Source organism: Sphaerotilus sulfidivorans (assembly GCF_013426975.1).
Taxonomy (GTDB): domain Bacteria; phylum Pseudomonadota; class Gammaproteobacteria; order Burkholderiales; family Burkholderiaceae_C; genus Sphaerotilus; species Sphaerotilus sulfidivorans.
The window spans coordinates 57,881-84,120 of the sequence record NZ_JACCPY010000007.1; the positions used below are offsets into that span (position 1 = coordinate 57,881).

The following is a 26,240-nucleotide window of genomic DNA, read 5'->3' on the forward strand; positions in this document are numbered from 1 at the left end:
CAGGGTTGGGGGGGCGGGGTTGTTCAGGCGGCGAGCGCATGGGCGTCGGCGGGCTGCCAGCGTAGCGCGACGCGCCGGCCGGGCTCGATCGGCGCGGCGTGGAAATCGGCGTCCGGCAGCGCGGCGGTCCAGGCGGGCGCGTCGTCCGCGCCGGCGTCGGGTGCGGCCAGATGCACCAGCACCTGCGCGCCCTGGTATTCGACCGCGGCGACCTGCGCGAGCGGGCCGGTGGCATCGGCCTCGGCCAGGCGCAGCCGGTCGGTGCGCACCGCGATGCGGCCGGCCGGCGTGTCGATGACGTTGTGCGCGCCGATGAAGCGGGCGACGAACTCGGTGCGCGGGCGCTCGAAGACCTCGCGCGCGCTGCCGGCCTGCTCGATGCGGCCCTGGTTCATCACGACGACCAGATCGGCCAGCGCCATCGCCTCCTCCTGCGAGTGCGTGACATGGATGAAGCTCATGCCCAGCTCGCGGTGCCAGCGCTTCAGCTCCGCGCGCATCTTCACGCGCAGGAAGGGGTCGAGCGCCGACAGCGGCTCGTCGAGCAGCAGCACCTTGGGGCTCAGCATCAGCGCACGCGCCAGCGCCACGCGCTGCTGCTGGCCGCCCGACAGCGCGGCGGGCAGGCGCGCGGCATAGGGCTCCATGTGCACCAGCTTGAGCAGCTCCATCGCGCGGGCATGGCGCTCGGGCCTGGCCGTGCCCTTCATGCGGGCACTGAAGGCGACGTTGTCCAGCACCGTCAGATGCGGGAAGAGCGCATAGCTCTGGAACATCATCGCGGTGCCGCGCTCGGCCGGCGACAGATGGGTGATCTCGCGCCCGCCCAGCACGATGGCGCCGTCGGTCGGATCCTCGTGGCCGGCGATCATACGCAGCGTCGAGGTCTTGCCGCAGCCCGAGGGCCCGAGCAGGCAGCAGTAGCTGCCGGCGGCAATCTTCAGGTCGATGCCGGCCACGGCCAGCGAGTTGCCGTAGTCCTTGACCAGGCGGACCAGTTCCAGATCGGTGCGTGCGGCAGGGGCGGTGTTCATGCCGGTTTTTGTATGCAATCGCTGTGCCATGCGTTCCGGGCCCCGCATGCACCGACATGCGGCGCAGCTCTTGCTTTGTATGCAAAACAGGCGGCGACACCGTCCCTCATGCACCAACCGGAAGCGCACCGACATGAATCTGCTGATCCTCAATCCGAACACCTCCGAGGCGATGACCGCCTCGATCGCCCAGGCCGCGCGGGCCGTGGCCTCTGCCGGCACGACGATCACCGCGGTGCAGCCCGCCTTCGGGCCGCGCTCGATCGAGGGGCACTACGACGAGACGATCGCCGCCGCCGGCGTGGCCGAGACGGTGCGCCTGCACGGCGCCGGGATGGACGCGGTGGTGATCGCCTGCTTCGGCGATCCGGGGCTGGATGCGGCGCGCGAGGCGCTCGAGGTGCCGGTGCTCGGCGTGGCCGAGGCGGCCTTTCATGCGGCGAGCTTCGTCGCCACCGGCTTCTCGGTGGTCACGACGATGACGCGCACCTGCGTGACCGCCGAGCACCTGCTGCAGCGCTACGGCCTGGCCTCGCGCTGCCGCGGCGTGCACGGCACCGACATCCCGGTGCTGGCGCTGGAGGACGGCGGCGCGGCCTGCGTCGACCTGATCGAGGCGGCCGCGCGCGAGGCGCTGGCGCGCGACCGCAGCGGCGCGATCGTGCTGGGCTGCGCCGGCATGGCCGGGCTGTGCGCGACGCTGTCGGCGCGTCTGGGCGTGCCGGTCATCGACGGGGTGGCAGCGGCGGTGCGCTTCGCCGAGGCGCTGGCGGGCCTGGGCCTGCGCACCTCCAAGCAGGGCGACTACGCCCGCCCGCTGCCCAAGCAGTACGTCGGCTGGGCGGCGCCGCTGGGCTGGTGAGGGCGCAGATCAGCCGCCCTGCACCGTCTGCTTGCGCCATGCCCGCTCGAAGGGCAGACGCCAGGCGTGCGGCGCGATGAGCTGGTGCACCGCCTTCGGGCCCCAGGAGCCCTGCTGGTAGAGCCGCACCGGCGGCGGCGCCTCCAGCAGCGGCTGCGACACCTCCCAGAGCCGCTCGATGCCCTCGGCGGTGGTGAAGAGGGTGCGGTCGCCGCGCATCGCGTCCAGGATCAGCCGCTCGTAGGCCTCCAGCACCTCGCCGGCCAGGCCGGTGTCGGTCATCGCGAACTGCAGGCTCAGCTTGTCCAGCCGCATGCCCGGCCCCGGGCGCTTGCCGTAGAAGGACAGCGACATCTTCGAGGCGTCGGCCAGGTCGAAGGTCAGATGGTCCGGTCCCTGCGAGCCCACGCCCGAGTTCGGCGGGAACATGCTCTTGGGCGGCTCGCGGAAGGCGATCGAGATGATGCGCTGCCCCTCCGCCAGCCGCTTGCCGGTGCGCAGGTAGAAGGGCACGCCCGCCCAGCGCCAGTTGTCGATGTGGCACTTGAGCGCGATGAAGGTCTCGGTGTCGGAGTCCGGATCGATGCCTTCCTCGTCGCGGTAGCCGCTGTACTGGCCGCGCACCACCTCGTCGGGCTGGATCGGCAGCATGCTGCGGAAGACCTTGTTCTTCTCCTCGCTGATCGGCACCGGCTCCAGCGAGGTCGGCGGCTCCATCGCCATGAAGGCCAGGATCTGGAACAGGTGCGTCACCACCATGTCGCGGTAGGCGCCGGTCTGCTCGTAGAAGGCCGCGCGCTTGCCCAGGCCGAGCGTCTCGGGCACGTCGATCTGGACATGGTCGATGAAGTTGCGGTTCCAGATCGGCTCGAACAGGCCGTTGGCGAAGCGGAACGCGAGGATGTTCTGTGCCGGCTCCTTGCCGAGGAAATGGTCGATGCGGTAGATCTGTTCCTCGGCGAAGACCTCGTGCAGCCGCGCATTGAGCGTGACGGCGCTCTGCAGGTCGGTGCCGAAGGGCTTCTCCATGATGATGCGCGCGCGCTCGACCAGGCCGGCCGCACCCAGCAGGCGCACCGCCGGCAGCGCCGCGCTCGGGGGCACGCTCAGGTAGTGCAGCCGGCGGCACTCGGTGCCCAGGCTCTGCTCGGCGGCCTCGACCGCCGCGCGCAGCGCCTCCGGCCCGGCCGACAGCGGCACATAGTCGAGGCTGGCGGCGAAGTCCTGCCAGTCCGGCTCGGTCACCCGCCGGCTGGAGAACTCGTCGAGCGCGCTGCGCGCCTGCCGCCGGAAGGTCTCGACATCGATGTCGTCGAGCGACACGCCGATGATGCGGCAGCCGGGAATGAAGCCGGCCGAAGTCAGGTGGTACAGGCCGGGCAGCAGCTTGCGCCGGGCCAGGTCGCCGGTGGCGCCGAACAGGACGACGACCTGCGGAAAGCGCGGACCGACGCCGGGGGGGATCTTGGCCAAGACAGGTCTCCTCTGAGGCTGGGATCGACGGATTCTGGGGGCCGTCGTGCGCGCGCAAGAGTCGGACCAGGGCCGGGTCCGCCCCGGTTTTCCGGCTCAGCCCGCCGGAGACAGGCCGGCGGTCAGGGCCTCGACGATCTCCGCCGCCGGCACCGCGCGGCAGCCGCGCCGGTTGGTGCCCGACCACAGCGGCGTGAAGTCGTCGCGCCCCAGGCGCTCGGCGGCGGCGCGCAGCGGCGCCAGCGCGGCGCTGGCGCGCGGAAAAGGCGGCGCCAGCGCGCTGACCGGGCCGAACTCGGCCATCAGCCGGTTGTACAGGCCGCGGGCCAGGCCGCCGGAGAACAGATTGGTCAGCGCGGTGGGCGCCTGCGGGTCGAGCAGCCGGGCGCGGTGCAGCGGCCCGGTCGTGGCCTCGTCGCAGCACAGGAAAGCGGTGCCGACCTGCACCGCACGTGCGCCGGCAGCCAGCGCGGCGCGAACCTCTGCGGCGGTGCCGATGCCGCCGGCGGCGATCACCGGCACCTCGAGCGCCTGCGCGCAGGCCGTCACCAGCGTCAGCATGTCGCTCTGCCGGTCGGGATCGGTGTCGAGAAAATGACCGCGATGGCCGCCGGCCTCCAGGCCCTGGGCGATCACCGCGTCGACGCCTTGGGCCTGCAGCCACTGCGCCTCGCGCAGCGTCGTCGCCGACGACAGGATGCGGCAGCCCAGCGCACGCACACGCGCCAGCAGCGCCGCGTCCGGCAGCCCGAAGTGGAAGCTGACCACCGCCGGCGGGCAGCGCTCCAGCACCTCGGCCATGGCCGCGTCGAAGGGCTGGCGGCTGGCCGGCGTCGGGCCGTCGTTCTCGCCCAGGCCGAACTCGGCGCGCAGCGGCGCCAGCGCCTGGCGCCAGCGGATCTCGGCGGCGTCGGCCTGCGTGGCGTCCGGCGGCCGGTGGGCGAAGAAGTTGACATTGCAGGGCAGGTCGGCGGCCTGCATCGCCTGCAGCTCGCGCTCGAGCGCCTCGGGCGAGAGCATCGCCGCCGGCAGCGAGCCCAGGGCGCCGGCACGGCCGACCGCCAGGGCCAGCCGGGCGTCCTGCGCGCCGGCCATCGGCGCCTGGATCAGCGGCCAGCGCAGGCGGGCGAGTTCCGGGAAGAGGGGGCGAGGCGAGGTCATCTGCGGTTCTCCGGGGGCGGGTCGGTGAAGGAGGACAATGCCTGATCATGAATCGCCATGTCCACCTGCTCGCCACGGCCCAGGGCCTGCTGCTGACCAACAACATCGTCTTCATCGCGATCAACGGCCTGGTCGGCATGCAGATGGCGCCGCGACCGTGGATGGCGACGCTGCCGGTCATGGGCTATGTCGTCGGCGGCGCGCTGGCCACCGGCGCGGTGGCGCGAGTGCAGCGGCGCTGGGGGCGGCAGGTGTCCTTCCAGAGCGGTCTGGCGGTGGCGCTGGGCTCGGCGCTGCTGTGCGCGCTGGCGGCGTGGATCGGCAGCTTCTGGCTGCTGCTGGCGGCCACGGTGGTGGCCGGCTACTACAGCGCCAACGGCCAGCTCTACCGCTTCGCCGCCGCCGAGCTGGCGCCGCCGGCCGAGCGCGAGCGCGCGGTCTCAAGGGTGCTGGCCGGCGGGCTGATCGGCGCGGTGGCCGGGCCCAATCTGGCCAGCCACACCCGCGATCTGCTGCCGGTGCCCTTTCTCGGCGCCTATCTGGCGCTGGCGGGGGTGGCGCTGCTGTCGATGGCGGTGATGGCGCTGATCCGGTTTCCCGCCGTGCCGCCGACGCCGGCCGGCGCGCCGCAAGGGCGCTCGACGGCCGAGCTGCTGCGCGAGCCGGTCTTCCTGGTCGCGGCGCTGGCCGCAGCCATCGGCTACGGCGTGATGAACCTGCTGATGGCGGCCACCCCGCTGGCGATGGATGTCTGCGGCATGCCCTTCTCCGATGTGGCCTGGGTGCTGGAGTGGCATGTGATCGGCATGTTCGCGCCCGGCTTCTGGACCGGCGGCTGGATCCGCCGCTTCGGGGTGATGCGGGTGATGGCTGCCGGCGTGCTGCTGAACCTGGCCTGCGTGGCGGTGGCGCTGACCGGCCAGGATCTGCACCGCTTCGTCGTCGCGCTCTTCCTGCTCGGCGTGGGCTGGAACTTCCTCTTCACCGGCAGCACCACGCTGGCGATGCAGTCCTACCGGCCCGAGGAAAAGGACCGTGCGCAGGCGGTGATCAACTTCGGCGTCTTCGCGACGATGGCGCTGACCTCCTTCGCCTCCGGCGCGCTGGTGACGACGCAGGGCTGGTCGGTGCTGAACCTGGGTTCGCTGCCGGCGCTGCTGGTGATGGGGGCGGCGCTGGCCTGGCTGGCGCGGCGGCCAGCCCTCAATCGAACACCGGCACCACCCCATCCTTGAGCTGGCGCCGGCGCTGCTCGTAGTCGGGCATCGCCGCCTGCACGATGGCCCAGAAGGCCGGGCTGTGGTTCATCTCGCGCAGGTGGGCCAGCTCGTGCACGACGACATAGTCGATCGTCTCGACGGGAAAGTGGATCAGGCGCCAGTTCAGGCGGATCGAGCCGTCGCTGCTGGCGCTGCCCCAGCGGGTGCGCGCCGAACTCAGGCGCAGCTGCCGGACCTGCACGCCCATCGTGCCGGCGTGCAGCGCGATGCGGGCCTCGAACAGCGTGCGCGCCTGGCGCTGCAGCCAGCGCTGCACCGCGGCGCGCAGCGCCTCGGGCGCGGTGTCGGCCGGCAGCGCCAGCAGCAGCGTGGCGGGTTCCTGGGTCAGCGGGCGGGCGGCCTGCAGCAGCGTGCGCGAGAGCTGCGGCGCCAGCCGGATGCGCAGCGGCGCGCCCAGCCACGGCAGCTCGGTGCCGTCGCGCCAGTCGACGCGTGCGTCCTGGTGCGCCTGGTGGCGCCGGCCCTGCGCGGCGAGCTGGCGCAGGATCCAGGCGCTCTTGTGCCGCAGCGCCGCATCGATCTGTGCCTGCCCGACCCAGCGCGGCACGCTGACCGTCAGTCCGGCCGGGCCGACGACGAAGCCGATGGTGCGCCGGTTGGCGCGGCGCAGCCGGTAGCCCAGGCGAATGCCGCCGAGCTCGATCTCGCGGTGCATGCCCTCGGGGCGCAGCAGCGCCTCGCAGCCGGCCAGTGCCGCGGTGTCGGGCGCGGCGGCCGGCGCGCTCATGCGGCGGGCGGGTAGGCCTCGGGATCGAGGCGGCGCATCTCGGACTCGATCCAGGCCTCGACCTCCTTCATCAGCTCGTCGGGCCGACGGCCCTGCGGCGCGATCGGCCGGCCGATGGAGATGTCGATCGTGCCCGGGCGCAGCAGGAAGCTCTTGCGCGGCCAGCAGCGTGCCGAGGTCACCGCGATCGGCACGATCGGCACGCCCGCGGCGATCGCCAGCCGCGACGCGCCGCTCTTGTATTCGCCCTGGCTGCCGCGCTCGGTGCGGGTGCCCTCGGGGAACATGATGATCCAGTTGCCCTGCTGCATGATGCGCGTGCCCTGCTCGGCCACCTTGCGCCAGGCCTCGGAGCGGCGGCCGCGGTCGATGTGCACCATGTCGAGCCGGCCGATCGCCCAGCCGAAGAAGGGAATCATCAGCAGCTCGCGCTTGAACACATAGGCCAGCGGATGCGGCATGACCGACGGGAAGGCGAAGGTCTCCCAGGTCGACTGGTGCTTCGGCGCCAGGATGACCGCGGCGCTGCCGTCGGCGGCGGTGGGCACGTTCTCCATGCCCTGGATGCGCCACTTCACGCCGCAGATCCATTTCGCGCCGTGGATCGCGGTCTTCAGCCAGCCCGCGCAGATCCAGTACAGCGGCGTGCTGCGCATGAACGGCGAGATGACGACGACAAACAGGCTCCACGGAATGATCGTGATCAGCAGCCAGAGGAAATACAGGACGGAGCGCAGATAGGCGAGCATGCGGGGCGCAGAGCGGGTGCGGGGTCGTGAACGAAGGGGCGGATGCGGGTGTGCCGGTCAGGCGCGGCGACCGTCGGCCACGCGGCGGCCCTCGGCGGCCAGCAGCGCGTCGACGAAGGCGGCCAGATCGGCATGCACCGTCAGGCCCGGCACCTTCTCGCGCATCGCCTGCACGCCGGCCTCGTCGAGCGAGGCGGCCTTGCCGGTGCGCACCAGATGCGGCGTGCAGCCGACCGTGCTGGCCGCCTGCAGGTCGCGCAGCGTGTCGCCGACCGCCGGCACGCCCGTCATGTCGATGCCGAAGCGCAGGCCGATGTCCTCGAACAGGCCCGGGCGCGGCTTGCGGCAGCGGCAGTCGTCCTCGGGCGCGTGCGGGCAGAAGAAGACCGCATCGACCCGCCCGCCCAGCGGCGTCAGCAGCGCGTTCATCTTCGCGTGCATCTCGTTGAGCGTGTACGCGTCGAACAGGCCGCGGCCCAGGCCCGACTGGTTGGTGGCGACCACCACATGCCAGCCGGCCTGGTAGAGCCGGGCGATCGCGGCGAGCGCACCCGGCAGCGGCACCCACTCGTCGGCCGACTTGACATAGTCGTCGCGGTCCTCGTTGATGGTGCCGTCGCGGTCGAGAACGACCAGCTTGATCGGGTTGCTGCGCTCGCCCATGGTCTGTGCTCCCGGCGTGCGCGGTCAGGCCGCCAGGCGCGACAGGTCGGCGACGCGGTTCATCGCCTCATGCAGCGTCTTGAGCAGGCCCAGGCGGTTGGCGCGCAGCTGGGCGTCCTCGGCGTTGACCATCACGTCGTCGAAGAAGGCGTCGACCGGTGCTTTCAGCGCAGCCAGCGCCTTCAGGCTGCCGGCATGGTCGCCCTGCTCGAAAAGGCGGTCGGCCTCGGGCTGCACCGTGCCCAGCGCCTCGAACAGCGCCTGCTCGGCGGCTTCCTGCAGCAGCGCGGTGTCCACCTTCGCCTCCACCTCGCCCTCGGCCTTCTTCAGAATGTTGCCGATGCGCTTGTTGGCCGCGGCCAGCGAGGCGGCCTCGGGCAGGCCGGCGAAGGCGCGCACCGCCGCCAGACGGCGCGGCACCTCGCCCAGGCGGGTGGGCGCGAGCGCCAGCACCGCGTCGACTTCCTGCGCGCTGTAGCCCTGCTCTCGCAGGGAGACGGCCAGGCGGTCGGCGAAGAAGGGCAGCAGCTTCGGGGTCGGATCCTCGATCAGGCCGCCGAAGACCGGCGCGGCCGAGCGCAGCAGCTCGGGCAGGTCCAGCGGCAGGTTCTTCTCGACCAGGATGCGGATCACGCCCAGCGCATGGCGGCGCAGCGCGAACGGATCCTTGTCGCCGGTGGGCAGCTGGCCGATGCCGAACAGGCCCACCAGCGTCTCCAGCTTGTCGGCCAGCGCCACCACCGTGCCGGTGTGGTTGCGGGGGAGCGCATCGCCGGCGAAGCGCGGCTTGTAGTGGTCCTCGATGGCGATGGCCACGCCGTCGCGCAGGCCCTCGAAGCGGGCGTAGTAGCCGCCCATGATGCCCTGCAGCTCGGGGAACTCGCCGACCATGTCGGTCAGCAGGTCGGTCTTGGCCAGCAGCGCGGCCTGGTCGGCCTTGTGCGCCAGCATCTGCAGCTCGTCATGCGACTGCACCGACGCGGGCTGATGCTCGCCGAGCTGGCGCACGATCAGGTGGGTCAGCGCGCGCACGCGCTCGGTGCGCTCGCCCTGGGTGCCGAGCTTGCCGTGGTAGACCACCTTGGCCAGACCGGCCACGCGGCTCTCCAGCGTCTTCTTGCGGTCCTGGTCGAAGAAGAACTTGGCGTCGGCCAGGCGCGGGCGCACCACGCGCTCGTTGCCGCCGATCACCGCGCTCGGGTCTTCCGGGCGGATGTTCGAGACGATCAGGAACTTGTTGGTCAGCTTGGCCTGGGCGTCCAGCAGCGGGAAGTACTTCTGGTTGGCCTTCATCGTCAGGATGAGGCATTCCTGCGGCACTTCCAGGAACTCCGGCTCGAACTGGCAGGTGAGCACGTTCGGGCGCTCGACCAGCGCGCAGACCTCGTCGAGCAGCGCCTCGTCGTCGATGGGCTTGAGGCCTTGCCGAGCGGCGGCGGCGGCGAGCTGGCGCACGATCTCGGCGCGGCGGGCGTCGAAGCCGGGAATCACCGCGCCTTCGCTGGCCATCTGCTCGGCGTAGCTGTCGGCGTCACGCAGCGTGACGGTCGGGTTCGCGGCCTCGAAGCGGTGGCCGGTGGTGGTGCGGCCGGCCACGAGGCCGAGGGTGGCCACCGGCACCACATCGGCGCCGTGCAGCGCGACCAGCCCGTGCGCCGGGCGCACGAAGTTCACCGAGGTCCAGCCGTCGGCGAGCTGGTAGCTCATGACCTTCGGGATCGGCAGCCTGGCCAGGGCTTCGTCCAGGGCCTTCTGCAGGCCTTCCTGCAGCGAGGCGCCGGCGACGACCGAGTCCAGGAACAGCGCTTCGGCCTTGCCGTCGGGCTGGCGCTTCAGGCTCGGCACGACCGAGGCGTCGGCGCCGACCGAGGCCAGCTTCTTCAGCAGCGCCGGCGTGGGCTGGCCGTCGGCGGTCAGCGCCACGGCGACCGGCATCAGCTTCTGCTGCACCGCCTTGTCGGCTGCCCTTGCGGCCACGCCGGTGACATGCACCGCCAGGCGGCGCGGCGAGGCGAAGGGCGTGACGGCGGCGTCCGCCGCGGCCAGGCCGCTGGCCTTCAGCGAGGCGGCCAGCGTCGAGGCGAAGGATTCGCCCAGCTTCTTCAGCGCCTTCGGCGGCAGTTCCTCGACGAAGAGTTCGACGAGCAGGTTCTTGGGGGTGCTCATGGTTCAGTCAGCCTTCTTCGAGTCGTTCTTGGCGGCCTTCTCGGCCTTTTCGGCGTTCTTGGCGGCTTCGGCATCCAGCTTGGCGATCACCTCGTCGGCCCAGGCCTTCGGGGCCATCGGGAAGCCCAGGCGCTTGCGGCTGTCGAGGTAGGCGGCGGCCACGCTGCGCGCCAGGTTGCGGATGCGGCCGATGTAGGCGGCGCGCTCGGTGACGCTGATCGCGCCTCGGGCGTCGAGCAGGTTGAAGGTGTGCGCGGCCTTGAGCACCTGCTCGTAGGCCGGCAGCGCCAGCTGCTTCTCGATCAGGTGCTGCGCGTTGCCCTCGTGCGCGGTGAAGGCGGTGAGCAGGAACTCGACGTTGCTGTGCTCGAAGTTGTAGGTCGACTGCTCCACCTCGTTCTGGTGGTAGACGTCGCCGTAGCTCAGGCCTTCGGAGAACTTCAGGTCGTAGACGTTCTCCACGCCCTGCAGGTACATCGCCAGCCGCTCCAGGCCGTAGGTGATCTCGCCGGTGGCGGGCTTGCAGTCGATGCCGCCGACCTGCTGGAAGTAGGTGAACTGCGTCACCTCCATGCCGTTGAGCCAGACCTCCCAGCCCAGGCCCCAGGCGCCCAGCGTCGGGTTCTCCCAGTCGTCCTCGACGAAGCGGATGTCGTTCTTCTTCAGGTCGAAGCCCAGCGCCTCCAGCGAGCCCAGGTACAGCTCCAGGATGTTGGCCGGCGCCGGCTTCAGGACCACCTGGTACTGGTAGTAGTGCTGCAGGCGGTTCGGGTTCTCGCCGTAGCGGCCGTCCTTGGGGCGGCGGCTGGGCTGCACATACGCGGCCTTCCACGGCTCGGGGCCGAGGGCGCGCAGGAAGGTCGCGGTGTGGCTGGTGCCGGCGCCGACCTCCATGTCGTAGGGCTGCAGCAGCGCGCAGCCCTGGGCGTCCCAGTATTCCTGAAGGCGGAGAATGATTTGCTGGAAGGTCAGCATGGCAAGGGCGGGCTCGGACGAATGGGGCGGGAGGCCGCAGGCCGCGCGAATCGCACGCTCGGCCCGCGATGAGGATCACGGATTCTAGTGTCGCGCCATGACGCACCCCCCCCGCCCCGTCATGCCCGCGCAGGCGGGCACCCACACATTGCAGCCGACGCCGATTCGACGGGCGGCCGTCATGCCCGCGCAGGCGGGCACCCACGATGGGCACGACGCGACGGTGGCGGGCGTGGGTCCTCGCCTTCGCGAGGATGACGGTGGAGGCAGGCGCGATCGTCCGCGGCGCGTCAGGCGGCCGGTGCGCTGTCGCCCTGCAGCGCGGCGAGCTGCGCCGGCGTGCCGACGTTCTCCCAGCGCCCGGGCCAGGTCTCCAGCGAGATGCGGCCCGCCGCCACGCCGTCGATCAGCAGCCGGCCGAGCGCGGCGCGCCGGCCCTTGGGCAGCCCCGCGCAGACGCTCGGGCGCATCAGCGCGAGGTTGGCGTAGGTGGCGCGGCCGCCCTCGTGGTCGAAATCGCCGCCGGGGTGATAGGGCGGGTTGGGCACGACCCACAGGTGCGCGTCATGGCCGCTGTCGACGAAGCGCGCCACCGCCTCCGGCGCGAAGCGGAACTCCGGCGCCCAGATGTCGCCCGAGACCACCCAGAAGGCCTCGCGGCCGTCCTCGCAGAGCCAGTCCTGCACGGTGGCGATGCCGCCGCCCGTCTCCAGCGCGCCGCCGAAGTCGCGGCCCTCGTGCGACCAGCGGATCGACAGCCCGAAGCGGCTGCCGTCGCCCAGCACCTCGGGGAAGCGCTCTTCCAGCCAGGCGGTGTTGATCACCACCTCGCGCACGCCGCCGGCGGCCAGCGCAAGCAGATGCCACTCGATCAGCGGCCGGCCGAAGACCGGCAGCAGCGGCTTCGGGGTGGTGTCGGTCAGCGGGCGCATGCGCTCGCCACGGCCCGCGGCGAGCACGATCGCGCGCGGGGGCAGGGTGGGGCGTTGGGGGGTGTTCACGAGGGTGCAGTGTATTCAGCGTGCGCGGGCGGTGGTTCGCTGCGTGTGTGCAGAGTGCGCTTCGTGATCTTTGTCACGGGCCCTGGGGCGTGTCGCCCGTAGACGGTAAATATGGCAGTCGATATGCTGGTCGTCGTTGACGGGAGCGAAAAGATGCAGGTGATGAAAAAATTAACTGGTGCCACCACTTGTGCGCATTGAGTATGAGCTGAAGCGCTGGTAAGTCGGTTTTTGCGCTGACAAAGCGTGATGTTGCAATTCAGATTCTGTTGGGCCGCCGCATGAATGCACTTCTTCCCTGGTTTCCTGTCATCGGTCCGGTTCTGGCTGCCGTGGTCGCGGTGCTAAGCTGGTTCGTCGGGCATCGACTGAGCGTGCGCAAAGACTTGGCGACTAAGAGAAGAGAGCTTCGAGTTCAGTACCTTATTGAAGCGTATCGACGCTTGGAAAGCGCGGCTCACAGAAGTGACGCTGATAGGCGAAAAGACTTTGAATCAGCGGTGGCTGATATTCAGTTATTCGGTAGCGGGCGACAAATCCAACTTGTACACAAGCTGGTCGAAGACATCGCTCAAGATGGATTTGCTACATTCAATCCTCTTCTTGAACTTTTGCGTGCCGAACTCCGGCATGAACTTGGGATGCGGCCAGAAAGCACCGATGTCAAAATACTCCGGTTTGCCAGCGAGAAAGCCTATTCTAGGCCTGCCTGAATTTGGTCTGATCAACTGAATAACCCTCCGCGCTGGATCCGGTGCGAGGAAATGGCTATTTTATTTGTTAAGCATCAAGGAATTACCATGAGTGATCGCCCTCCGATCCCAGCCGAACTGCGGCGCCGTGTGCTTGTTGAGGCTGGACACAGATGCGCTATCCCTACCTGTCGGCACATCGATGTTGACGTTCATCATATCGTGCCCTGGGAGACCTGCCAGAAACACGAATACGCAAATCTCATTGCGCTCTGCCCTAACTGCCATAGGCGGGCTCACAAGGCAAATGAGATCGATCGAAAGTCCTTGTATCACTACAAGGCTAACTTGCGATTCACCCATGATCGGTTTTCGCAACTAGAAGTAGACATGCTTTTTGAGTGTGCTAGGGCTGCAGGTCAAAAACTTATGTGGGCGCCTTTTAATATGCTCTTACTTAAGCGTCTTATAGAGTCCGACTACGTTCAGTACACAACAACCCCTGCTGGTGTCACAAGTGGTGGAATGAAGTCAAACCCAGATTACATCAGCATTACGCACAAGGGGCTTGAATACATTGCTTCGCTTGGTACCGTCGATCTATGAGGCACAACCCTGTTGTCTACTGGATGCTGCGCGATAAAGCCGCGCAGCGCCGGTGACTTTCACGTTATAGGCGTCCAAAAATGTTATCCGAGGCCTCAGCCGCTACCCCACTTTTGGCCGCAGCCATCGGAGCCGCTGCCGCACTCTTAGGGACAGGCCTCTCGTTCGGGCGGGACTGGTACGTACAAAGATTGAAAGACGGGGAGCAACGAACTTTTGTGGCGCTTCGGCTTGCCGCTGATCTAGAAGATTTCGCTATCCGCTGTGCGCTTGCAGCTGGCGATCACGGCGAACCCGAAATTAAAAGCCACGGTCAAGAGCAGTATGTCGTTCGCCACTCCACGCCAGATTTCAAATTTGACTACTCCGCCTATGAGTGGCGCCTCGTTCCGAAGGACTTGCTAATGCGAATCCTGGAGTTGCCGCATCTTGCTCAGCGAGCCCATGCGTACTTAGACGGTGTGAGTGAGTTTGTGGCGGATCCACCTTTTTATGAGGAGTTCTTTCAGGCGCGAAGTCTGAGGTTTGGTCGTCTCGGCCTCCGCGCTCTAGATCTTGCTCGCGACCTAAGAACGCGACACGGCGCTTCACCAAGCATCTCGCCTCTGGATCCTGATGATGACTACGACCTTCGTGATCATCTGGAAAATATTCTTGGCGACGTTCAGAAGTCACAGGGGTACCATCGCGCTCCGATGGCCGGGCGGACTCCAACCTGAAGTTAAACACTCGCCCTCACGCCTCCCCCAGCCCGATCGGCGCCGGCGCGGTGCGCACGATGCGGCTGAAGAGCTGCTCGTATTCGTGCGACGGCGGGTGGCCGGTCAGCGGGTCGCGGTTCTCGGCGAAGGCGGCGTCGAGCGTGCGCCAGTCGGCCTCGCCGAGCACCTGCTGCACCACCGACGCCCAACCACCTCCGCTGTGGTGGCAATTCTGACTGCGTGTCCCATACGAATCAAGCACTTGCATCGGTTTGTGTCAAACTCAGGCCGCGCATGCAATCATTTGGTATTAGAATTTTTCTCAATTGATAGCCAACAGGAGCAGCGATCATGGCACTCGCGACCGGCAAGCGGACCACCAGCAAGGGCACCCGGACCATTGCGGCAACGGCGCTCGGTCAGGCCGGCGGCTCGACGCTGGCCTACAACCGCAGCCAGGGCATCGATGCCTACCTCAAGCAGGTGCATGAGGCGACGCCGATGCAGATGGTCGAGATGGAGCGGGCGGGCGTTGCGGGCGCCTTCATCACGGACCTCTCCAAGCGCATGGAGCTGCCCTCCTCGAGGGTGTTTTCCATGCTGCGCATTCCCCCCGCGACGGCCGCGCGCAAGTCGGTGGCTGGCGGCGTCGTGGACGGCCGTGCCGGCCTGGCCGCGATCGGCATGATCAAGCTGCTGCGCATCGCCCAGGACATCGTGCACGACAGCACCGCCGCGGAGGCCAGCAACTTCGACACGGTGAAGTGGCTGGGCCAGTGGATCGAGCGCCCTCAGCCTGCCCTGGGCGGGCGCAAGCCGGCGGATTATCTGGACACGCCCACGGGGGTGGAGATCGTTGCGCAGCTGCTGGGGGCGATGCGCAGCGGAGCCTATCTGTGAAGCTCTGGCGCATCGCGGCCGAGACGCGCAGCTATCCGGCAGACAGCCTGAGCGGCGGGGGGGCGGCTGTGTCGCCCGGGCGCTGGAACGAACAGAAACAGGCCGTGGTCTACAGCGCACCAACCATTGCGATCGCCGTTCTGGAGACGGCCGCACACATCGATGATGCCGGCCTGCCGCTGAATCGCTTTCTGGTCGAGATCGACGTGCCCGACGAGGTCTGGGCGCTGCGTGAGGAGGTCAAGCCGGCAGCGCTGCCTCCTGCCTGGTCGGCCATTCCGGCGGGCCGGGCCAGCGTCCAGTTCGGGGCAGACTGGTTGACCTCGCTGCGAACGCCCATCCTGCTGGTGCCGTCGGTCATCGTTCCCGAGGAGCCCGCTGCGCTCATCAATCCCTTGCACCCGATGTCGTGCAAGATCACTGCAAAGGTGGTCCGGCCCTTCGAGTACAACAAGCTGTTTCGCGCCTAGGGACGGTCTCCCGTAGCCCCCGTTCTCGCCCTCACGCCTCCCCCAACCCGATCGGCGCCGGCGCGGTGCGCACGATGCGGCTGAAGAGCTGCTCGTATTCGTGCGACGGCGGGTGGCCGGTCAGCGGGTCGCGGTTCTCGGCGAAGGCGGCGTCGAGCGTGCGCCAGTCGGCCTCGCCGAGCACCTGCTGGGCCAGCGGCAGCACCACCTCTTCCTCCAGGCGCATGTGCGCGGCGTAGAAGTCGAGATAGCGGTCGAGCGCGGTCTCGAAGTCGATGCGGCGGCTCTCGCCGATCATTTCCCAGGCCAGCAGCGCGCGCTCGAGATCGCGGATGGCGCGCTCGCCGGCGCGGTGGTCGCGGTCGAGGCGGTCGAGGATGTCGGCGGCCGTGTCGCTGTGCTGGCGGATCAGCGGGAACAGCAGCTCGCTCTCCTTGCGGTGGTGCAGCCGCTCGGGAAATTCGTCGATGTAGAACAGCATCGCGCGGATCACGTCGAAGCGCGGCGTGCTGTCCTGGTCACGCTGGCGGCGCAGCATCAGGCGCAGCGAGTCGAGCATCGCGCGCAGCGCCTGGTGTTCGTCGCGGATGACGCGGATCGAGAGCGGGGTGGTCGTCATGCGGAAGTCTCCTGAGCTGAGGGGCCGGACAAGGGGGCGGGCGGCGCCCGCAAGATTCGCAGGCCCGGGCCGCGAGCCCTTGACCGGGGTCAATCCGCGTTGACGTGAGCGCCGGCGCACGGGCACGATGCGCGGCCACGCCGGTGCCGCACCCGCGCCGAACCCGGGCCGCAATGGCCGGCCTCGCGAAGCCCAGATCAAGGGGCGTGTTCGCGCCGGGCCGTAAAATCGCGGATTCCTCCCCTCGATCCCTCCTCCACAGCAGATCGCGCCCATGGCCGCCACCACCGTTTCTCTCCCCACCTCGATGGCCAACGCCATCCGCGCACTGGCCATGGACGCCGTGCAGCAGGCCAACTCCGGCCACCCCGGCGCCCCGATGGGCATGGCCGACATCGCGGTCGCGCTGTGGAAGCGTCACCTCAAGCACAACCCGGCCGATCCGATGTGGCTGGACCGCGACCGCTTCGTGCTGTCGAACGGCCACGGCTCGATGCTGATCTACGCGCTGCTGCACCTGACCGGCTACGCGCTGTCGATGGACGACCTCAAGGCCTTCCGCCAGATGCACAGCAAGACCCCGGGCCACCCGGAAGTCGGCATCACCCCCGGCGTGGAGACCACCACCGGCCCGCTGGGCCAGGGCATCACCAACGCCGTGGGCATGGCGCTGGCCGAGAAGCTGCTGGCGTCGGAGTTCAACCGCGACGGTCACGTCATCGTCGACCACCGCACCTACGCCTTCCTGGGCGACGGCTGCCTGATGGAGGGCATCAGCCACGAGGCGGTCGCGCTGGCCGGCGCCTGGAAGCTGAACAAGCTGATCGCGCTGTACGACGACAACGGCATCTCGATCGACGGCCAGGTCGCGCCCTGGTTCATCGACAACACCCCGCAGCGCTTCGCCGCCTGCGGCTGGAACGTCATCGGCCCGGTCGACGGCCATGACATCGACGCGGTCGACGCCGCGATCGCCCAGGCCAAGCAAAGCGCCGACAAGCCGACGCTGATCGTCTGCAAGACCCACATCGGCAAGGGCTCGCCGAACCGCGCCAACACCTCGAAGGCCCACGGCGAGCCGCTGGGCGCCGCCGAGATCGCGCTGACCCGCGAGGCCATCGGCTGGTCGGCCGAGCCGTTCACCATTCCCGCCGACGTCGCCGCCGCCTGGGACTGCCGCGAGGCCGGCGCCGCCGCCCAGGCCGAGTGGGAAGACCGCTACTCGCTGTACGTGCGCGACTTCCCCGCGCTGGCGGTCGAGTTCGAGCGCCGCATGGCCGGCGACCTGCCGGACAACTTCGCCGACATCTCGGTCGAGGCGGTTGCCGCCGCGCACGAGAAGGCCGAGACGGTCGCCAGCCGCAAGGCCAGCCAGATCGCGCTGGAGCACTTCACCGCGAAGCTGCCGGAGCTGCTGGGCGGCTCGGCCGACCTGACCGGCTCGAACCTGACCAACACCAAGTCGACGCCCAACCTGCGCTTCGACGAGACCGGCGCGGTCGTGAAGAACGAGGCCGGCGTCGGTGGCCGCCACATCAACTACGGCGTGCGCGAGTTCGGCATGGCCGCGATCATGAACGGCATCGCGCTGCACGGCGGCTTCATCCCCTACGGCGGCACCTTCCTGACCTTCAGCGACTACAGCCGCAACGCCATCCGCATGGCCGCGCTGATGAAGCAGCGCGTGGTCCACGTCTTCACCCACGACTCGATCGGTCTGGGCGAGGACGGCCCGACCCACCAGTCGGTCGAGCACGCCGCCTCGCTGCGCCTGATCCCGGGCCTGGACGTCTGGCGCCCGGCCGACACCTGCGAGACCGCGGTGGCCTGGACGATGGCGCTGGCCAACCGCAACCGCCCCAGCGCGCTGCTGCTGAGCCGCCAGAACCTGCCCTACGCCGCCAAGACCGGCGCCGACGAGATCACCAAGGGCGCCTACGTGCTGTCCCACCCGTCGGACATCGGCTTCAAGAAGAAGGACGACAAGGCCCCGGCCGCCGTCATCGTCGCCACCGGCTCGGAAGTGCAGCTGGCGGTGGCCGCCCAGGCCGAGCTGGCCAAGGACGGCATCGCGGTGCGCGTGGTCTCGATGCCCTCGACCACCGTCTTCGATCGCCAGAGCGTCAAGTACAAGTCCGAGGTGCTGCCCGCGGGCGTGCCGCGCATCGCGGTCGAGGCCGGCGTGACCGACTTCTGGTGGAAGTACGGCTGCGCGGCGGTGATCGGCATCGACACCTACGGCGAGTCGGCCCCGGCCGGCGTGCTGTTCCAGCACTTCGGCTTCACGACGGACAACGTCGTGGCCACCGTGCGGAAAGTCCTCGGCAAGTGACGCTTTCGGGCTGACACTCGATCGATTTGCCCGATTTTTCCAGGCTAGTTCCGGTTTTTCTTACCCAGGAGTCCTTCCATGACCATCAAGATCGGTATCAACGGTTTTGGCCGCATCGGCCGCATGGTGTTCCGCGCTGCGGTGCAGAACTTCGCCAACGACATCGAGATCGTCGGCATCAACGACCTGCTGGAGCCGGACTACCTGGCGTACATGCTCAAGTACGACTCGGTGCACGGCCGCTTCAAGGGTGACGTCGCCGTCGAAGGCAACACCCTGGTCGTCAACGGCAAGCCGATCCGCCTGACCGCGGTGAAGAACCCGGCCGAGCTGAAGTGGGACGAAGTCGGCGCCGACATCGTCATCGAGTCGACTGGCCTGTTCCTGACCAAGGAAACCGCCGAGGCCCACCTGAAGGCCGGCGCGAAGAAGGTCATCCTGTCGGCCCCGTCGAAGGACGACACCCCGATGTTCGTCTACGGTGTCAACCACGAGACCTACGACGGCCAGGCGATCATCTCGAACGCTTCGTGCACCACCAACTGCCTGGCGCCGGTCGCCAAGGTGCTGAACGACAGCTTCGGCATCAAGCGCGGCCTGATGACCACCGTGCACGCCGCCACCGCCACCCAGAAGACCGTCGACGGCCCGTCCAACAAGGACTGGCGCGGCGGCCGCGGCATCCTCGAGAACATCATCCCGTCGTCGACCGGTGCCGCCAAGGCCGTCGGCGTCGTGCTGCCGGTGCTCAAGGGCAAGCTGACGGGCATGGCCTTCCGCGTGCCGACCTCGGACGTGTCGGTCGTCGACCTGACCGTCGAGCTGGACAAGGAAGCCTCCTACGCCGACATCTGCGCCGCCATGAAGGCCGCGTCGGAAGGCGCGATGAAGGGCGTGCTGGGCTACACGGAAGACAAGGTCGTCGCGACCGACTTCCGCGGCGAGAGCTGCACCTCGGTGTTCGACGCCGAAGCCGGCATCGCGCTGGACAAGACCTTCGTGAAGGTCGTGTCCTGGTACGACAACGAGTGGGGCTACTCGAACAAGTGCCTGGAAATGGCGCGCGTCATCGCCGGCTGATCGCCGGGCGCGGTGGCGATCCGCTGCCGCTGCTGATGAACGAAGGGCTCCCGAGGGAGCCCTTTTTCTTTCTTGTCCAGCGCTGCCGGCGGTGTCAGCGCCCGCAGGGCTCGAAGGCGTTGCCGCTCAGGCGCGGCTTGAGCGCGGCCAGCCGGGCGCGCATGGCCGGGTCGGCCTTCGGGATGCGCACGGTGTGGCTGACGGCGGGCCGCACCAGCGGCACCACCCGCACATAGCGGATCTTCTGCGAGCTCAGGCGGGTCTGCAGCGCGCGGGCATCGGCCTCGACGCCGTAGCGGCCGAAGACGAAGCCGGGAATGTATTCGTCGGGCAGGTCGCGCGCCTCCTCGAAGGCGATCTCGAGCTGGCGCAGCTGGTCGGCGCGGCGCGCCATGATCTCGCGGCTCTTGTACGGGCCGACATAGACCATCCAGGTGCCGGCCTTCTCGCGGCTGGTCAGCGTCCAGCTGCTGTCGTCGAGCACCCGGCGCAGCGCGACCTGGGCGGTGCGCCATTCGGCGGCATTGAAGGGGCCGGCCTCCAGGCAGACGGTCGGTACCGGCGCGGCCGTCGGCGGGGTGAGCGCGGCGGCGCTGGCTTCGGCAGGCGGTGCGGAAGCCGCGGCAACCGTCGAGGCGGCGGATGACGCGGCGGCTGCGGCCGTGGCCGATGCGGCCGACGCCGCGCCGTGCGCTGCGGACGCGGCGCTGGCGGCTTCCGGCGCGGCGGAGGCCGGCAGCTCGGTGCGCAGGATCTCCAGCCGCTCCGGCGCGATCTGCGCGGCCAGGCGCTGCGGCTCGCGGTCGCTGTCGTGCGGCACGCCGGTCAGGCCGTCGAGCGCGCCCTGCGACCAGGCCCAGAAGCCGATGTTGGCCGCCAGCAGCAGCATCACCAGCGGTCTCAGCATGGCCGCACGCTCGCTTCGCCGCTGTGGACCACCTGCAGCCGGCCGGCCTCGTCGCGCAGCAGCAGCGCGCCGTCATGGGCGATGCCGCTGGCGATGCCGGTCAGCTCGCCGACCTGCACCCGGCGCCCGGCCAGCACGTCGCGCGTGGCGAAGCGCGCCAGCGCGGCCGCGCCGCTCTGCGCGCCGAAGTCCAGCACCGCGCGCAGCAGCGGCGCGGCGACGCGGTGCAGCGCCGCCGGTGCGTCCAGCGTCGGGTCGATCTCCTGCAGCCCGGCGTGGCCGGTGCGGAACAGCGCCGGGTCGGCGATGCCGACCGGCAGCGGCGCGATGTTCAGGCCGATGCCGATCACCAGCCAGCGCTCCTGCGCGCTGAGCGCATCGGCCAGCGGCGCGACCTCGATCAGCAGGCCGCCGAGCTTGCGGTCCTGGCCGCGCAGCCACAGGTCGTTGGGCCATTTCAGGCCGAGATGCTCGCCCGCCGGATCCAGCGCCTCGGCCAGCGTCAGGCCGACCACCAGCGACAGCCCGCTCCAGTCGGCCGGCGCCAGCCGCAGGCCCAGCGAGAAGGTCAGCGCGCTGCCGAGCGCCGCATCCGACCACCAGGAGCGGCCGAGCCGGCCGCGCCCGGCGGTCTGGCGCTCGGCCAGCAGCAGGCAGGGCTCGGTGAGTCCCCGGCGGCTGCGCTCGAGCAGCGCGGTGCTGGTCGAGCCGGTCTCCGGCAGGATCTCGACGCTCAGCCCCGGTGCCAGCGGCTCCAGCGTCTGCCACAGCGTCTCGGGGTCCCAGTGCAGCGGTCGGTTCATGAGGATGTCGGGGGGATCGGGGGCAAGCGGCGTCAGCGCTCGGTTTCAGCGCTTCGGGCCGAGCATCGTACCGCGGCACTTCGGCGATCCGCAGTGGCAGGCGTAGGCTTTCTTCAGTTTCGGGGTGTGGCGGCCATCGATCACGAGCCGGTAGTCGAAGGACAGCTCCTCGCCGGCGGCGATGTCGCGCAGCGCGCGGATGAAGATGCGCCCGGCCTGCTCCTCGCTCTCGCAGTTGGGCTCGCAGGCATGGTTGATCCAGCGCGCGGAGTTGCCGCGCACGCCGCCGTCGATGACCCGGCCGTCCTCGAGGTGGAAGTAGAAGGTATGGTTCGGGTCGGACGCGTCGCGCGGATGGCGTCGCAGGGCCTCGTCCCAGTCGATCACCTCGCCGGCGTATTCCAGGATGATCTCGCCCTGCGCGATCGCCACTTCGGCGAAGACGCCGCGGCCGTGCACGCCGGAGCGGCGCACCTGGATGCGCCGGCGCGGGCGCGCTGGGGCCGGTTCTTTCATCGACGGCATGGCGGCGCGAGTTCTGGTTAGATTGGATGTGTGGGCGCGTGCGGGTGTGCGCATGTGCATGCGGATGCGTGCATGCGTGCGCGTATAGCGCCGATTGTATGAAGCAGCCTGACGGGGAGTCGGTCGGGGCTGCAGGTTTCGACAGGTTTCGATCAGCATCAACTCATCATGAGCAAGTCACTCGTCATCGCCGAGAAGCCGTCGGTCGCGCAGGACATCGTGCGCGCGCTGACACCCGTGTATGGCAAGTTCGAGAAGCACGACGACCATTTCGAGAACGACCAGTTCGTCGTGACCTCGGCCGTCGGTCACCTCGTCGAGATCAAGGCGCCGGAGGAGTTCGACGTCAAGCGCGGCAAGTGGAGCTTCGCGCACCTGCCGGTGCTGCCGCCGCACTTCGAGCTGGCGCCGATCGACAAGACCAAGAGCCGCCTGAGCGCGGTGGTCAAGCTGGTCAAGCGCAAGGATGTGACCGCGCTGATCAACGCCTGCGACGCGGGCCGCGAGGGCGAGCTGATCTTCCGGCTGATCGAGCAGTACGCGCTGGGCGCCAAGGTCGGCAGCAAGCCGGTGAGCCGGCTGTGGCTGCAGAGCATGACGCCGCAGGCCATCCGCGACGGCTTCCAGAAGCTGCGCTCGGATGCCGACATGCGCGGCCTGGCGGACGCGGCGCGCAGCCGCTCCGAGGCCGACTGGCTGGTGGGCATCAACGGCACCCGCGCGATGACCGCGTTCAACTCGCGCGACGGCGGCTTCTTCCTGACCACCGTCGGGCGGGTGCAGACGCCGACGCTCTCCATCATGGTCGAGCGCGAGGAGAAGATCCGCAAGCATGTCGCGCGCGACTACTGGGAAGTGCGCGCCGAGTTCGGCGCCGAGGCCGGCGTCTACGAGGGCAAGTGGTTCGATCCGAAGTTCAGGAAGGACGACGATGCCGAGCGCCGCGCCGACCGCCTGTGGACGCAGGCCGAGGCCGAGGCCATCGCGCAGGCGGTGCGCTCGCGCAGCGGCACCGTCCGCGAGGAGGCCAAGCCCAGCACCCAGGCCAGCCCGCTGCTGTATGACCTGACGACGCTGCAGCGCGAGGCCAACTCGCGCTTCGGCTTCTCGGCCAAGACCACGCTGTCGATCGCGCAGGCGCTCTACGAGAAGCACAAGGTGCTGACCTACCCGCGGACCGACGCACGCGCGCTGCCCGAGGACTATGTGAGCGTGGCGAAGCAGACGCTGGAGATGATCGCCGCCGAGTCGATGCCGGGCCCGCTGCAGGAGCTCTCGCGCCACGCCGGCAAGGCGCTGGGCGCCGGCTATGTCAAGCCGACGAAGCGCATCTTCGACAACAGCAAGATCTCGGACCACTTCGCGATCATCCCGACGCTGCAGGCCCCGAAGGCGCTGACCGAGATCGAGGCCAAGCTCTACGACCTGGTGGTCAAGCGCTTCATCGCGGTGTTCTACCCGTCGGCCGAGTTCATGGTCACCACCCGGGTGACGCAGGTCGAGGCGGCCGGCCAGACGCACCATTTCCAGACCAACGGCAAGGTGCTGGTCAATCCGGGCTGGATGGCGGTCTACGGCAAGGAAGCCGCCGGCGAGGACGCCAACCTGGTCGCGGTGCGTCCGGGCGAGACGGTGGTGGCCGAGGAGGTGACGCTGTCGGCGCTGCGCACCAAGCCGCCGGCGCGCTACAACGAATCGACGCTGCTGAGCGCGATGGAAGGCGCGGGCAAGCTGATCGACGACGAGGAGCTCAAGGCCGCGATGCAGGAGAAGGGCCTGGGCACGCCGGCCACCCGCGCGGCCATCATCGAAGGCCTGATCACCGAGAAGTACCTGCTGCGCGACGGCCGCGACCTGGTGCCGACCGCCAAGGCCTTCCAGCTGATGACACTGCTGCGCGGCCTGGCGGTGGAGGACCTGACCAAGCCCGAGCTGACCGGCCAGTGGGAGCAGCAGCTCGCGCAGATGGAGAAGGGGCAGCTCAGCCGCGAGCAGTTCATGCACGCCATCGCCGACATGGCGCGGCGCATCGTCGTCAAGGCCAAGGAATACGACCGCGACACCATTCCGGGCGACTACGCGACGCTGGCCGCGCCCTGCCCGAACTGCGGCGGCGTGATCAAGGAGAACTACCGCCGCTTCGCCTGCACCGGCCACGGCCAGGGCGCCGCCGCCGAGGGCCATGAGGCGGGCTGCGGCTTCTCGATCGGCAAGATTCCCGGCGGGCGCAGCTTCGAGCTGCACGAGGCCGAGACCTTCCTGCGCGAGCACCACATCGGCCCGCTCGAGGGCTTCCGCTCCAAGGCTGGCTGGCCCTTCACCGCCGAGCTGAAGCTGGTCAACGACGACACCGTGCCCGGCCGCTGGAAGCTGGAGTTCGACTTCGGCGACGACGCGCGCAAGGAGGCCGAGGAGGCGGCCGAGCCGGTCGACCTGTCCGGCCAGCCCTCGCTGGGCGCCTGCCCGAAGTGCGGCAGCCCGGTGCACGAGCACGGCAGCAACTATGTCTGCGAGCGCTCGGTCGGCACCGCCGCGACCTGCGACTTCAAGACCGGCAAGGTCATCCTGCAGCAGACCATCGAGCCGGCGCAGGTGACGAAGCTGCTGGCCACCGGCAAGACCGACCTGCTCGAGGGCTTCATCTCGAACAAGACCCGCCGCGCCTTCAAGGCCTTCCTGACCTACGACCGCAAGGAGGGCAAGGTGGTGTTCGAGTTCGAGCCGCGCGCGGCCAAGTTCCCGGCGAAGAAGGCGGCGGGCAAGGTGGCGGCGAAGAAGACGCCGGCCTGATCCCGCCGTCGCGGGTTCCACGTAGCCGCACCCGGGCCGCCGCGGCCTAGGCTCGGGGCATGACGCTCGATCTCTTCCTGCGGCTGCTGGCGCTGTTCATCGTCGGCGGCATCGGCTTCGGTGCGGCCCGCGCCGGGCTGACCGGCGGCGCTGTCGGCCTGCGCGCGCTGTCCAATCTCGCCTTCCTGGTCTTCGTGCCGGCGCTGCTGTTCCGCTCGATGGCGAAGGTGGATCTGGCGCATCTGCCGTGGACGCTGCTGCTGGCCTTCTTCGCGCCGCTGCTGCTCTGGAGCCTGCTGGTGCGGCTGGGCGTCGCCCGGCGCGACCGCGACGATGCGCGGGCCTTGCAGGACGGCCCGGCCGCGTCGGCGGTCAGCGCGGTGACCGCCAGCTTCGGCAACACGGTGCAGGTCGGCCTGCCGTTCGCCGCGGCGATGTTCGGCGAGGCCGGGCTGCAGCTGCACATCGCCATCGTCAGCCTGCATGCGCTGGTGCTGCTGAGCGCGCAGACGGTGCTGGCCGAGATCGCGCTGGCGCGGGCCGCGGCGCGGGCGGCCGGCGCGGCCCGGCCGCCGCTCGGCGCGATGCTGCTGACCATCCTGCGCCAGTCGCTGATCCATCCGGTCACGCTGCCGGTGCTCGCCGGCCTGGGCTGGAACGCGCTGGGCCTGCCGCTGCCGCGGCTGCTCGACGAGGTCAGCGGCATGCTGGCGCAGGCGGGCGTGCCGCTGTGCCTGGCGCTGATCGGGGTGTCGCTGGCGCAGTACGGCCTGGGCGAGCGCTGGCGCCGCTCGGCCGCGATCGCGGCGATGAAGCTGCTGCTGCTGCCGGCGCTGGTGGCGGCCTCGGCGGTGCTGGTGTTCCGGCTCGACGGGCTGGCGCTGTCGGTGCTGGTGCTGGCGGCAGCGCTGCCGACCGGCAGCAACGCGATGCTGTTCGCGCAGCGCTATCAGGTTCGCGAGGCCGAGGCCAGCACGGTGATCGTGCTGTCGACCGCCGGTTTCATGCTGAGCGCGCCGCTGTGGCTGACGCTGCTCGAGCTGTGGGGCCGCAGCGGCTTCAGCGCAGCGGCTGCGGGTTGATCGGGCTGTCGCGCAGCATCAGCAGGAACGGCTCGAGCGCCATCACCGGAAAGGGCAGGGTGGTGCCGCGCGCGGTCAGCAGCGCCGCATCCGCGCTCACCAGCACATGGGCGCGCCCGGCCAGGGCCAGCTGCACGAACGGCAGCATCAGCGGCTGGCTGGCATCGGGCGGCATCACGCCGGGGGCCCGCACCTTCAGCGCATGGGGCAGGAACTCGCCCAGCAGCGTCTGCTGCTCATGCGGGGTGAAGCCGAACTCCGGCCGGGCCAGGGCCTGCATCAGGTCGATCAGCGTGGCCCGGCACAGCATCGGCCGGCAGTAGCCGTGGCGCCAGGCCCGGCGCAGCCGCGTCGACTGGCTGCCCCCGAAGACCAGGGCCGAGACGATGACCGCGGTGTCGATCACCACCCGGGGCGGACGCGAGCCGCCGCTGCAGGTCGATTCGGGACCGCAGGAGAGGGTGATGAAGGACGATTCATCCGGGGATCCCGGGTTGGGGCCCGATCCAGGCAGTGTCGGCATCGTCTCGAAAATGCGGCTCAGGGAGCGCAGATCATCGCGGTACCGCTGCCATGTCGCCATCCCCGGATCGTCTGCGGCGTGCGTTAGTTCGCGACTTCCCCCGGGTTTGTCCCCGGCCT

General features: G+C 69.5%; 26 protein-coding genes. 11 read left to right on the plus strand and 15 right to left on the minus strand.

All coding sequences use genetic code 11. The annotated features are described in order from the left end of the window. Positions 1 to 23 precede the first annotated feature (23 nt). Positions 24 to 1,034, minus strand: a complete 1,011-nt coding sequence (locus tag HZU84_RS06560) for an ABC transporter ATP-binding protein (protein WP_149504745.1) — start codon at positions 1,032 to 1,034, stop codon at positions 24 to 26. A gap of 133 nt (positions 1,035 to 1,167) precedes the next feature. Here HZU84_RS06560 and HZU84_RS06565 point away from each other — a divergent pair, with 133 nt between their 5' ends. Further along, complete coding sequence (locus tag HZU84_RS06565) at positions 1,168 to 1,896, plus strand: aspartate/glutamate racemase family protein (RefSeq protein ID WP_149504744.1); 729 nt, start codon at positions 1,168 to 1,170, stop codon at positions 1,894 to 1,896. A 9-nt stretch (positions 1,897 to 1,905) separates the two neighbouring features. Here HZU84_RS06565 and zwf read toward each other — a convergent pair whose 3' ends face one another. Further along, positions 1,906 to 3,369, minus strand: coding sequence for a glucose-6-phosphate dehydrogenase (gene zwf, locus HZU84_RS06570; protein WP_149504743.1), 1,464 nt, complete (start codon positions 3,367 to 3,369; stop codon positions 1,906 to 1,908). Between the two features lie 96 nt (positions 3,370 to 3,465). Further along, the gene (locus HZU84_RS06575) at positions 3,466 to 4,530 is read right to left on the minus strand and encodes an NAD(P)H-dependent flavin oxidoreductase (protein WP_149504742.1); all 1,065 of its coding nucleotides are present in this window, start codon (positions 4,528 to 4,530) and stop codon (positions 3,466 to 3,468) included. Positions 4,531 to 4,577: 47 nt separating this feature from the next. On the opposite strand from HZU84_RS06575, the gene HZU84_RS06580 reads away from it, so the two are divergent. Then, positions 4,578 to 5,765, plus strand: coding sequence for an MFS transporter (locus HZU84_RS06580; protein WP_149504741.1), 1,188 nt, complete (start codon positions 4,578 to 4,580; stop codon positions 5,763 to 5,765). Here HZU84_RS06580 and HZU84_RS06585 read toward each other — a convergent pair. The 6 genes from HZU84_RS06585 to HZU84_RS06610 all read right to left on the minus strand — a co-directional run bounded on the left by HZU84_RS06585 (position 5,734) and on the right by HZU84_RS06610 (position 12,091). Further along, on the minus strand, positions 5,734 to 6,537 hold the full coding sequence (locus HZU84_RS06585) for a M48 family metallopeptidase (protein WP_149504740.1): 804 nt from the start codon (positions 6,535 to 6,537) through the stop codon (positions 5,734 to 5,736). The genes HZU84_RS06580 and HZU84_RS06585 overlap by 32 nt on opposite strands. Then, positions 6,534 to 7,286, minus strand: a complete 753-nt coding sequence (locus HZU84_RS06590) for a lysophospholipid acyltransferase family protein (RefSeq protein WP_149504739.1) — start codon at positions 7,284 to 7,286, stop codon at positions 6,534 to 6,536. Before HZU84_RS06590 ends, HZU84_RS06585 begins: the two co-directional genes overlap by 4 nt. Before the next feature lie 57 nt (positions 7,287 to 7,343). Continuing rightward, positions 7,344 to 7,949: a D-glycero-beta-D-manno-heptose 1,7-bisphosphate 7-phosphatase gene (gmhB, locus tag HZU84_RS06595; RefSeq protein WP_149504738.1), complete on the minus strand. Its 606-nt coding sequence runs from the start codon at positions 7,947 to 7,949 to the stop codon at positions 7,344 to 7,346. A gap of 24 nt (positions 7,950 to 7,973) precedes the next feature. Beyond that, positions 7,974 to 10,115, minus strand: coding sequence for a glycine--tRNA ligase subunit beta (gene glyS / locus HZU84_RS06600; protein ID WP_149504737.1), 2,142 nt, complete (start codon positions 10,113 to 10,115; stop codon positions 7,974 to 7,976). A gap of 3 nt (positions 10,116 to 10,118) precedes the next feature. After that, complete coding sequence (gene glyQ / locus HZU84_RS06605) at positions 10,119 to 11,090, minus strand: glycine--tRNA ligase subunit alpha (protein ID WP_149504736.1); 972 nt, start codon at positions 11,088 to 11,090, stop codon at positions 10,119 to 10,121. A 290-nt stretch (positions 11,091 to 11,380) separates the two neighbouring features. Next, complete coding sequence (locus HZU84_RS06610) at positions 11,381 to 12,091, minus strand: nucleotidyltransferase family protein (protein ID WP_259373204.1); 711 nt, start codon at positions 12,089 to 12,091, stop codon at positions 11,381 to 11,383. 281 nt (positions 12,092 to 12,372) lie between these two features. Here HZU84_RS06610 and HZU84_RS06615 point away from each other — a divergent pair, with 281 nt between their 5' ends. The 3 genes from HZU84_RS06615 to HZU84_RS06625 all read left to right on the plus strand — a co-directional run bounded on the left by HZU84_RS06615 (position 12,373) and on the right by HZU84_RS06625 (position 14,108). Further along, positions 12,373 to 12,804, plus strand: coding sequence for a hypothetical protein (locus HZU84_RS06615; RefSeq protein WP_149504735.1), 432 nt, complete (start codon positions 12,373 to 12,375; stop codon positions 12,802 to 12,804). 87 nt (positions 12,805 to 12,891) lie between these two features. Next, the gene (locus HZU84_RS21100; RefSeq protein ID WP_180692828.1) at positions 12,892 to 13,389 is read left to right on the plus strand and encodes an HNH endonuclease; all 498 of its coding nucleotides are present in this window, start codon (positions 12,892 to 12,894) and stop codon (positions 13,387 to 13,389) included. Between the two features lie 80 nt (positions 13,390 to 13,469). Continuing rightward, the gene (locus HZU84_RS06625; protein WP_149504733.1) at positions 13,470 to 14,108 is read left to right on the plus strand and encodes a hypothetical protein; all 639 of its coding nucleotides are present in this window, start codon (positions 13,470 to 13,472) and stop codon (positions 14,106 to 14,108) included. A 16-nt stretch (positions 14,109 to 14,124) separates the two neighbouring features. On the opposite strand, the gene HZU84_RS06630 is transcribed toward HZU84_RS06625, so the two are convergent. Then, entirely contained in the window at positions 14,125 to 14,286 is a 162-nt protein-coding gene (locus HZU84_RS06630) for a hypothetical protein (protein WP_310734036.1), read from the minus strand. Positions 14,287 to 14,441: 155 nt separating this feature from the next. On the opposite strand from HZU84_RS06630, the gene HZU84_RS06635 reads away from it, so the two are divergent. Continuing rightward, complete coding sequence (locus HZU84_RS06635; RefSeq protein ID WP_149504732.1) at positions 14,442 to 14,990, plus strand: antitoxin Xre/MbcA/ParS toxin-binding domain-containing protein; 549 nt, start codon at positions 14,442 to 14,444, stop codon at positions 14,988 to 14,990. Then, entirely contained in the window at positions 14,987 to 15,460 is a 474-nt protein-coding gene (locus HZU84_RS06640; RefSeq protein WP_149504731.1) for an RES family NAD+ phosphorylase, read from the plus strand. Before HZU84_RS06635 ends, HZU84_RS06640 begins: the two co-directional genes overlap by 4 nt. Before the next feature lie 31 nt (positions 15,461 to 15,491). Here the strand turns inward: HZU84_RS06640 and HZU84_RS06645 are convergent, their stop codons facing one another. Continuing rightward, complete coding sequence (locus HZU84_RS06645; protein ID WP_149504730.1) at positions 15,492 to 16,079, minus strand: hemerythrin domain-containing protein; 588 nt, start codon at positions 16,077 to 16,079, stop codon at positions 15,492 to 15,494. 274 nt (positions 16,080 to 16,353) lie between these two features. Between HZU84_RS06645 and tkt the strand changes: the two genes are divergently transcribed. Further along, positions 16,354 to 18,411: a transketolase gene (gene tkt, locus HZU84_RS06650; RefSeq protein ID WP_149504729.1), complete on the plus strand. Its 2,058-nt coding sequence runs from the start codon at positions 16,354 to 16,356 to the stop codon at positions 18,409 to 18,411. Between the two features lie 78 nt (positions 18,412 to 18,489). After that, positions 18,490 to 19,491 (plus strand): type I glyceraldehyde-3-phosphate dehydrogenase, encoded by a 1,002-nt coding sequence (gap, locus tag HZU84_RS06655; RefSeq protein ID WP_149504728.1) that lies wholly within the window; start codon positions 18,490 to 18,492, stop codon positions 19,489 to 19,491. Positions 19,492 to 19,585: 94 nt separating this feature from the next. Here gap and HZU84_RS06660 read toward each other — a convergent pair whose 3' ends face one another. The 3 genes from HZU84_RS06660 to HZU84_RS06670 are packed head-to-tail and all read right to left on the minus strand — an operon-like array spanning position 19,586 to position 21,717. Beyond that, positions 19,586 to 20,398 carry an SPOR domain-containing protein gene (locus HZU84_RS06660; protein WP_149504727.1) on the minus strand — a complete coding sequence of 271 codons (813 nt, stop codon included), beginning with the start codon at positions 20,396 to 20,398 and terminating at the stop codon, positions 19,586 to 19,588. Continuing rightward, positions 20,392 to 21,201: a biotin--[acetyl-CoA-carboxylase] ligase gene (locus tag HZU84_RS06665; protein WP_180692829.1), complete on the minus strand. Its 810-nt coding sequence runs from the start codon at positions 21,199 to 21,201 to the stop codon at positions 20,392 to 20,394. Before HZU84_RS06665 ends, HZU84_RS06660 begins: the two co-directional genes overlap by 7 nt. A 45-nt stretch (positions 21,202 to 21,246) precedes the next feature. Next, entirely contained in the window at positions 21,247 to 21,717 is a 471-nt protein-coding gene (locus HZU84_RS06670; protein WP_244954344.1) for an SET domain-containing protein, read from the minus strand. Between the two features lie 177 nt (positions 21,718 to 21,894). Here HZU84_RS06670 and HZU84_RS06675 point away from each other — a divergent pair, with 177 nt between their 5' ends. Together HZU84_RS06675 and HZU84_RS06680 are read left to right on the plus strand one after the other, a co-directional pair. After that, entirely contained in the window at positions 21,895 to 24,516 is a 2,622-nt protein-coding gene (locus tag HZU84_RS06675) for a DNA topoisomerase III (protein ID WP_149504724.1), read from the plus strand. A 59-nt stretch (positions 24,517 to 24,575) separates the two neighbouring features. After that, a complete protein-coding gene (locus HZU84_RS06680) occupies positions 24,576 to 25,598 on the plus strand; it encodes an AEC family transporter (RefSeq protein ID WP_149504723.1) in 1,023 nt (340 codons plus the stop codon). On the opposite strand, the gene HZU84_RS06685 is transcribed toward HZU84_RS06680, so the two are convergent. Further along, positions 25,576 to 26,121 carry a PIN domain-containing protein gene (locus HZU84_RS06685; protein WP_180692830.1) on the minus strand — a complete coding sequence of 182 codons (546 nt, stop codon included), beginning with the start codon at positions 26,119 to 26,121 and terminating at the stop codon, positions 25,576 to 25,578. The two genes, HZU84_RS06680 and HZU84_RS06685, sit on opposite strands and share 23 nt — an antisense overlap. Between the last annotated feature and the right edge of the window lie 119 nt (positions 26,122 to 26,240).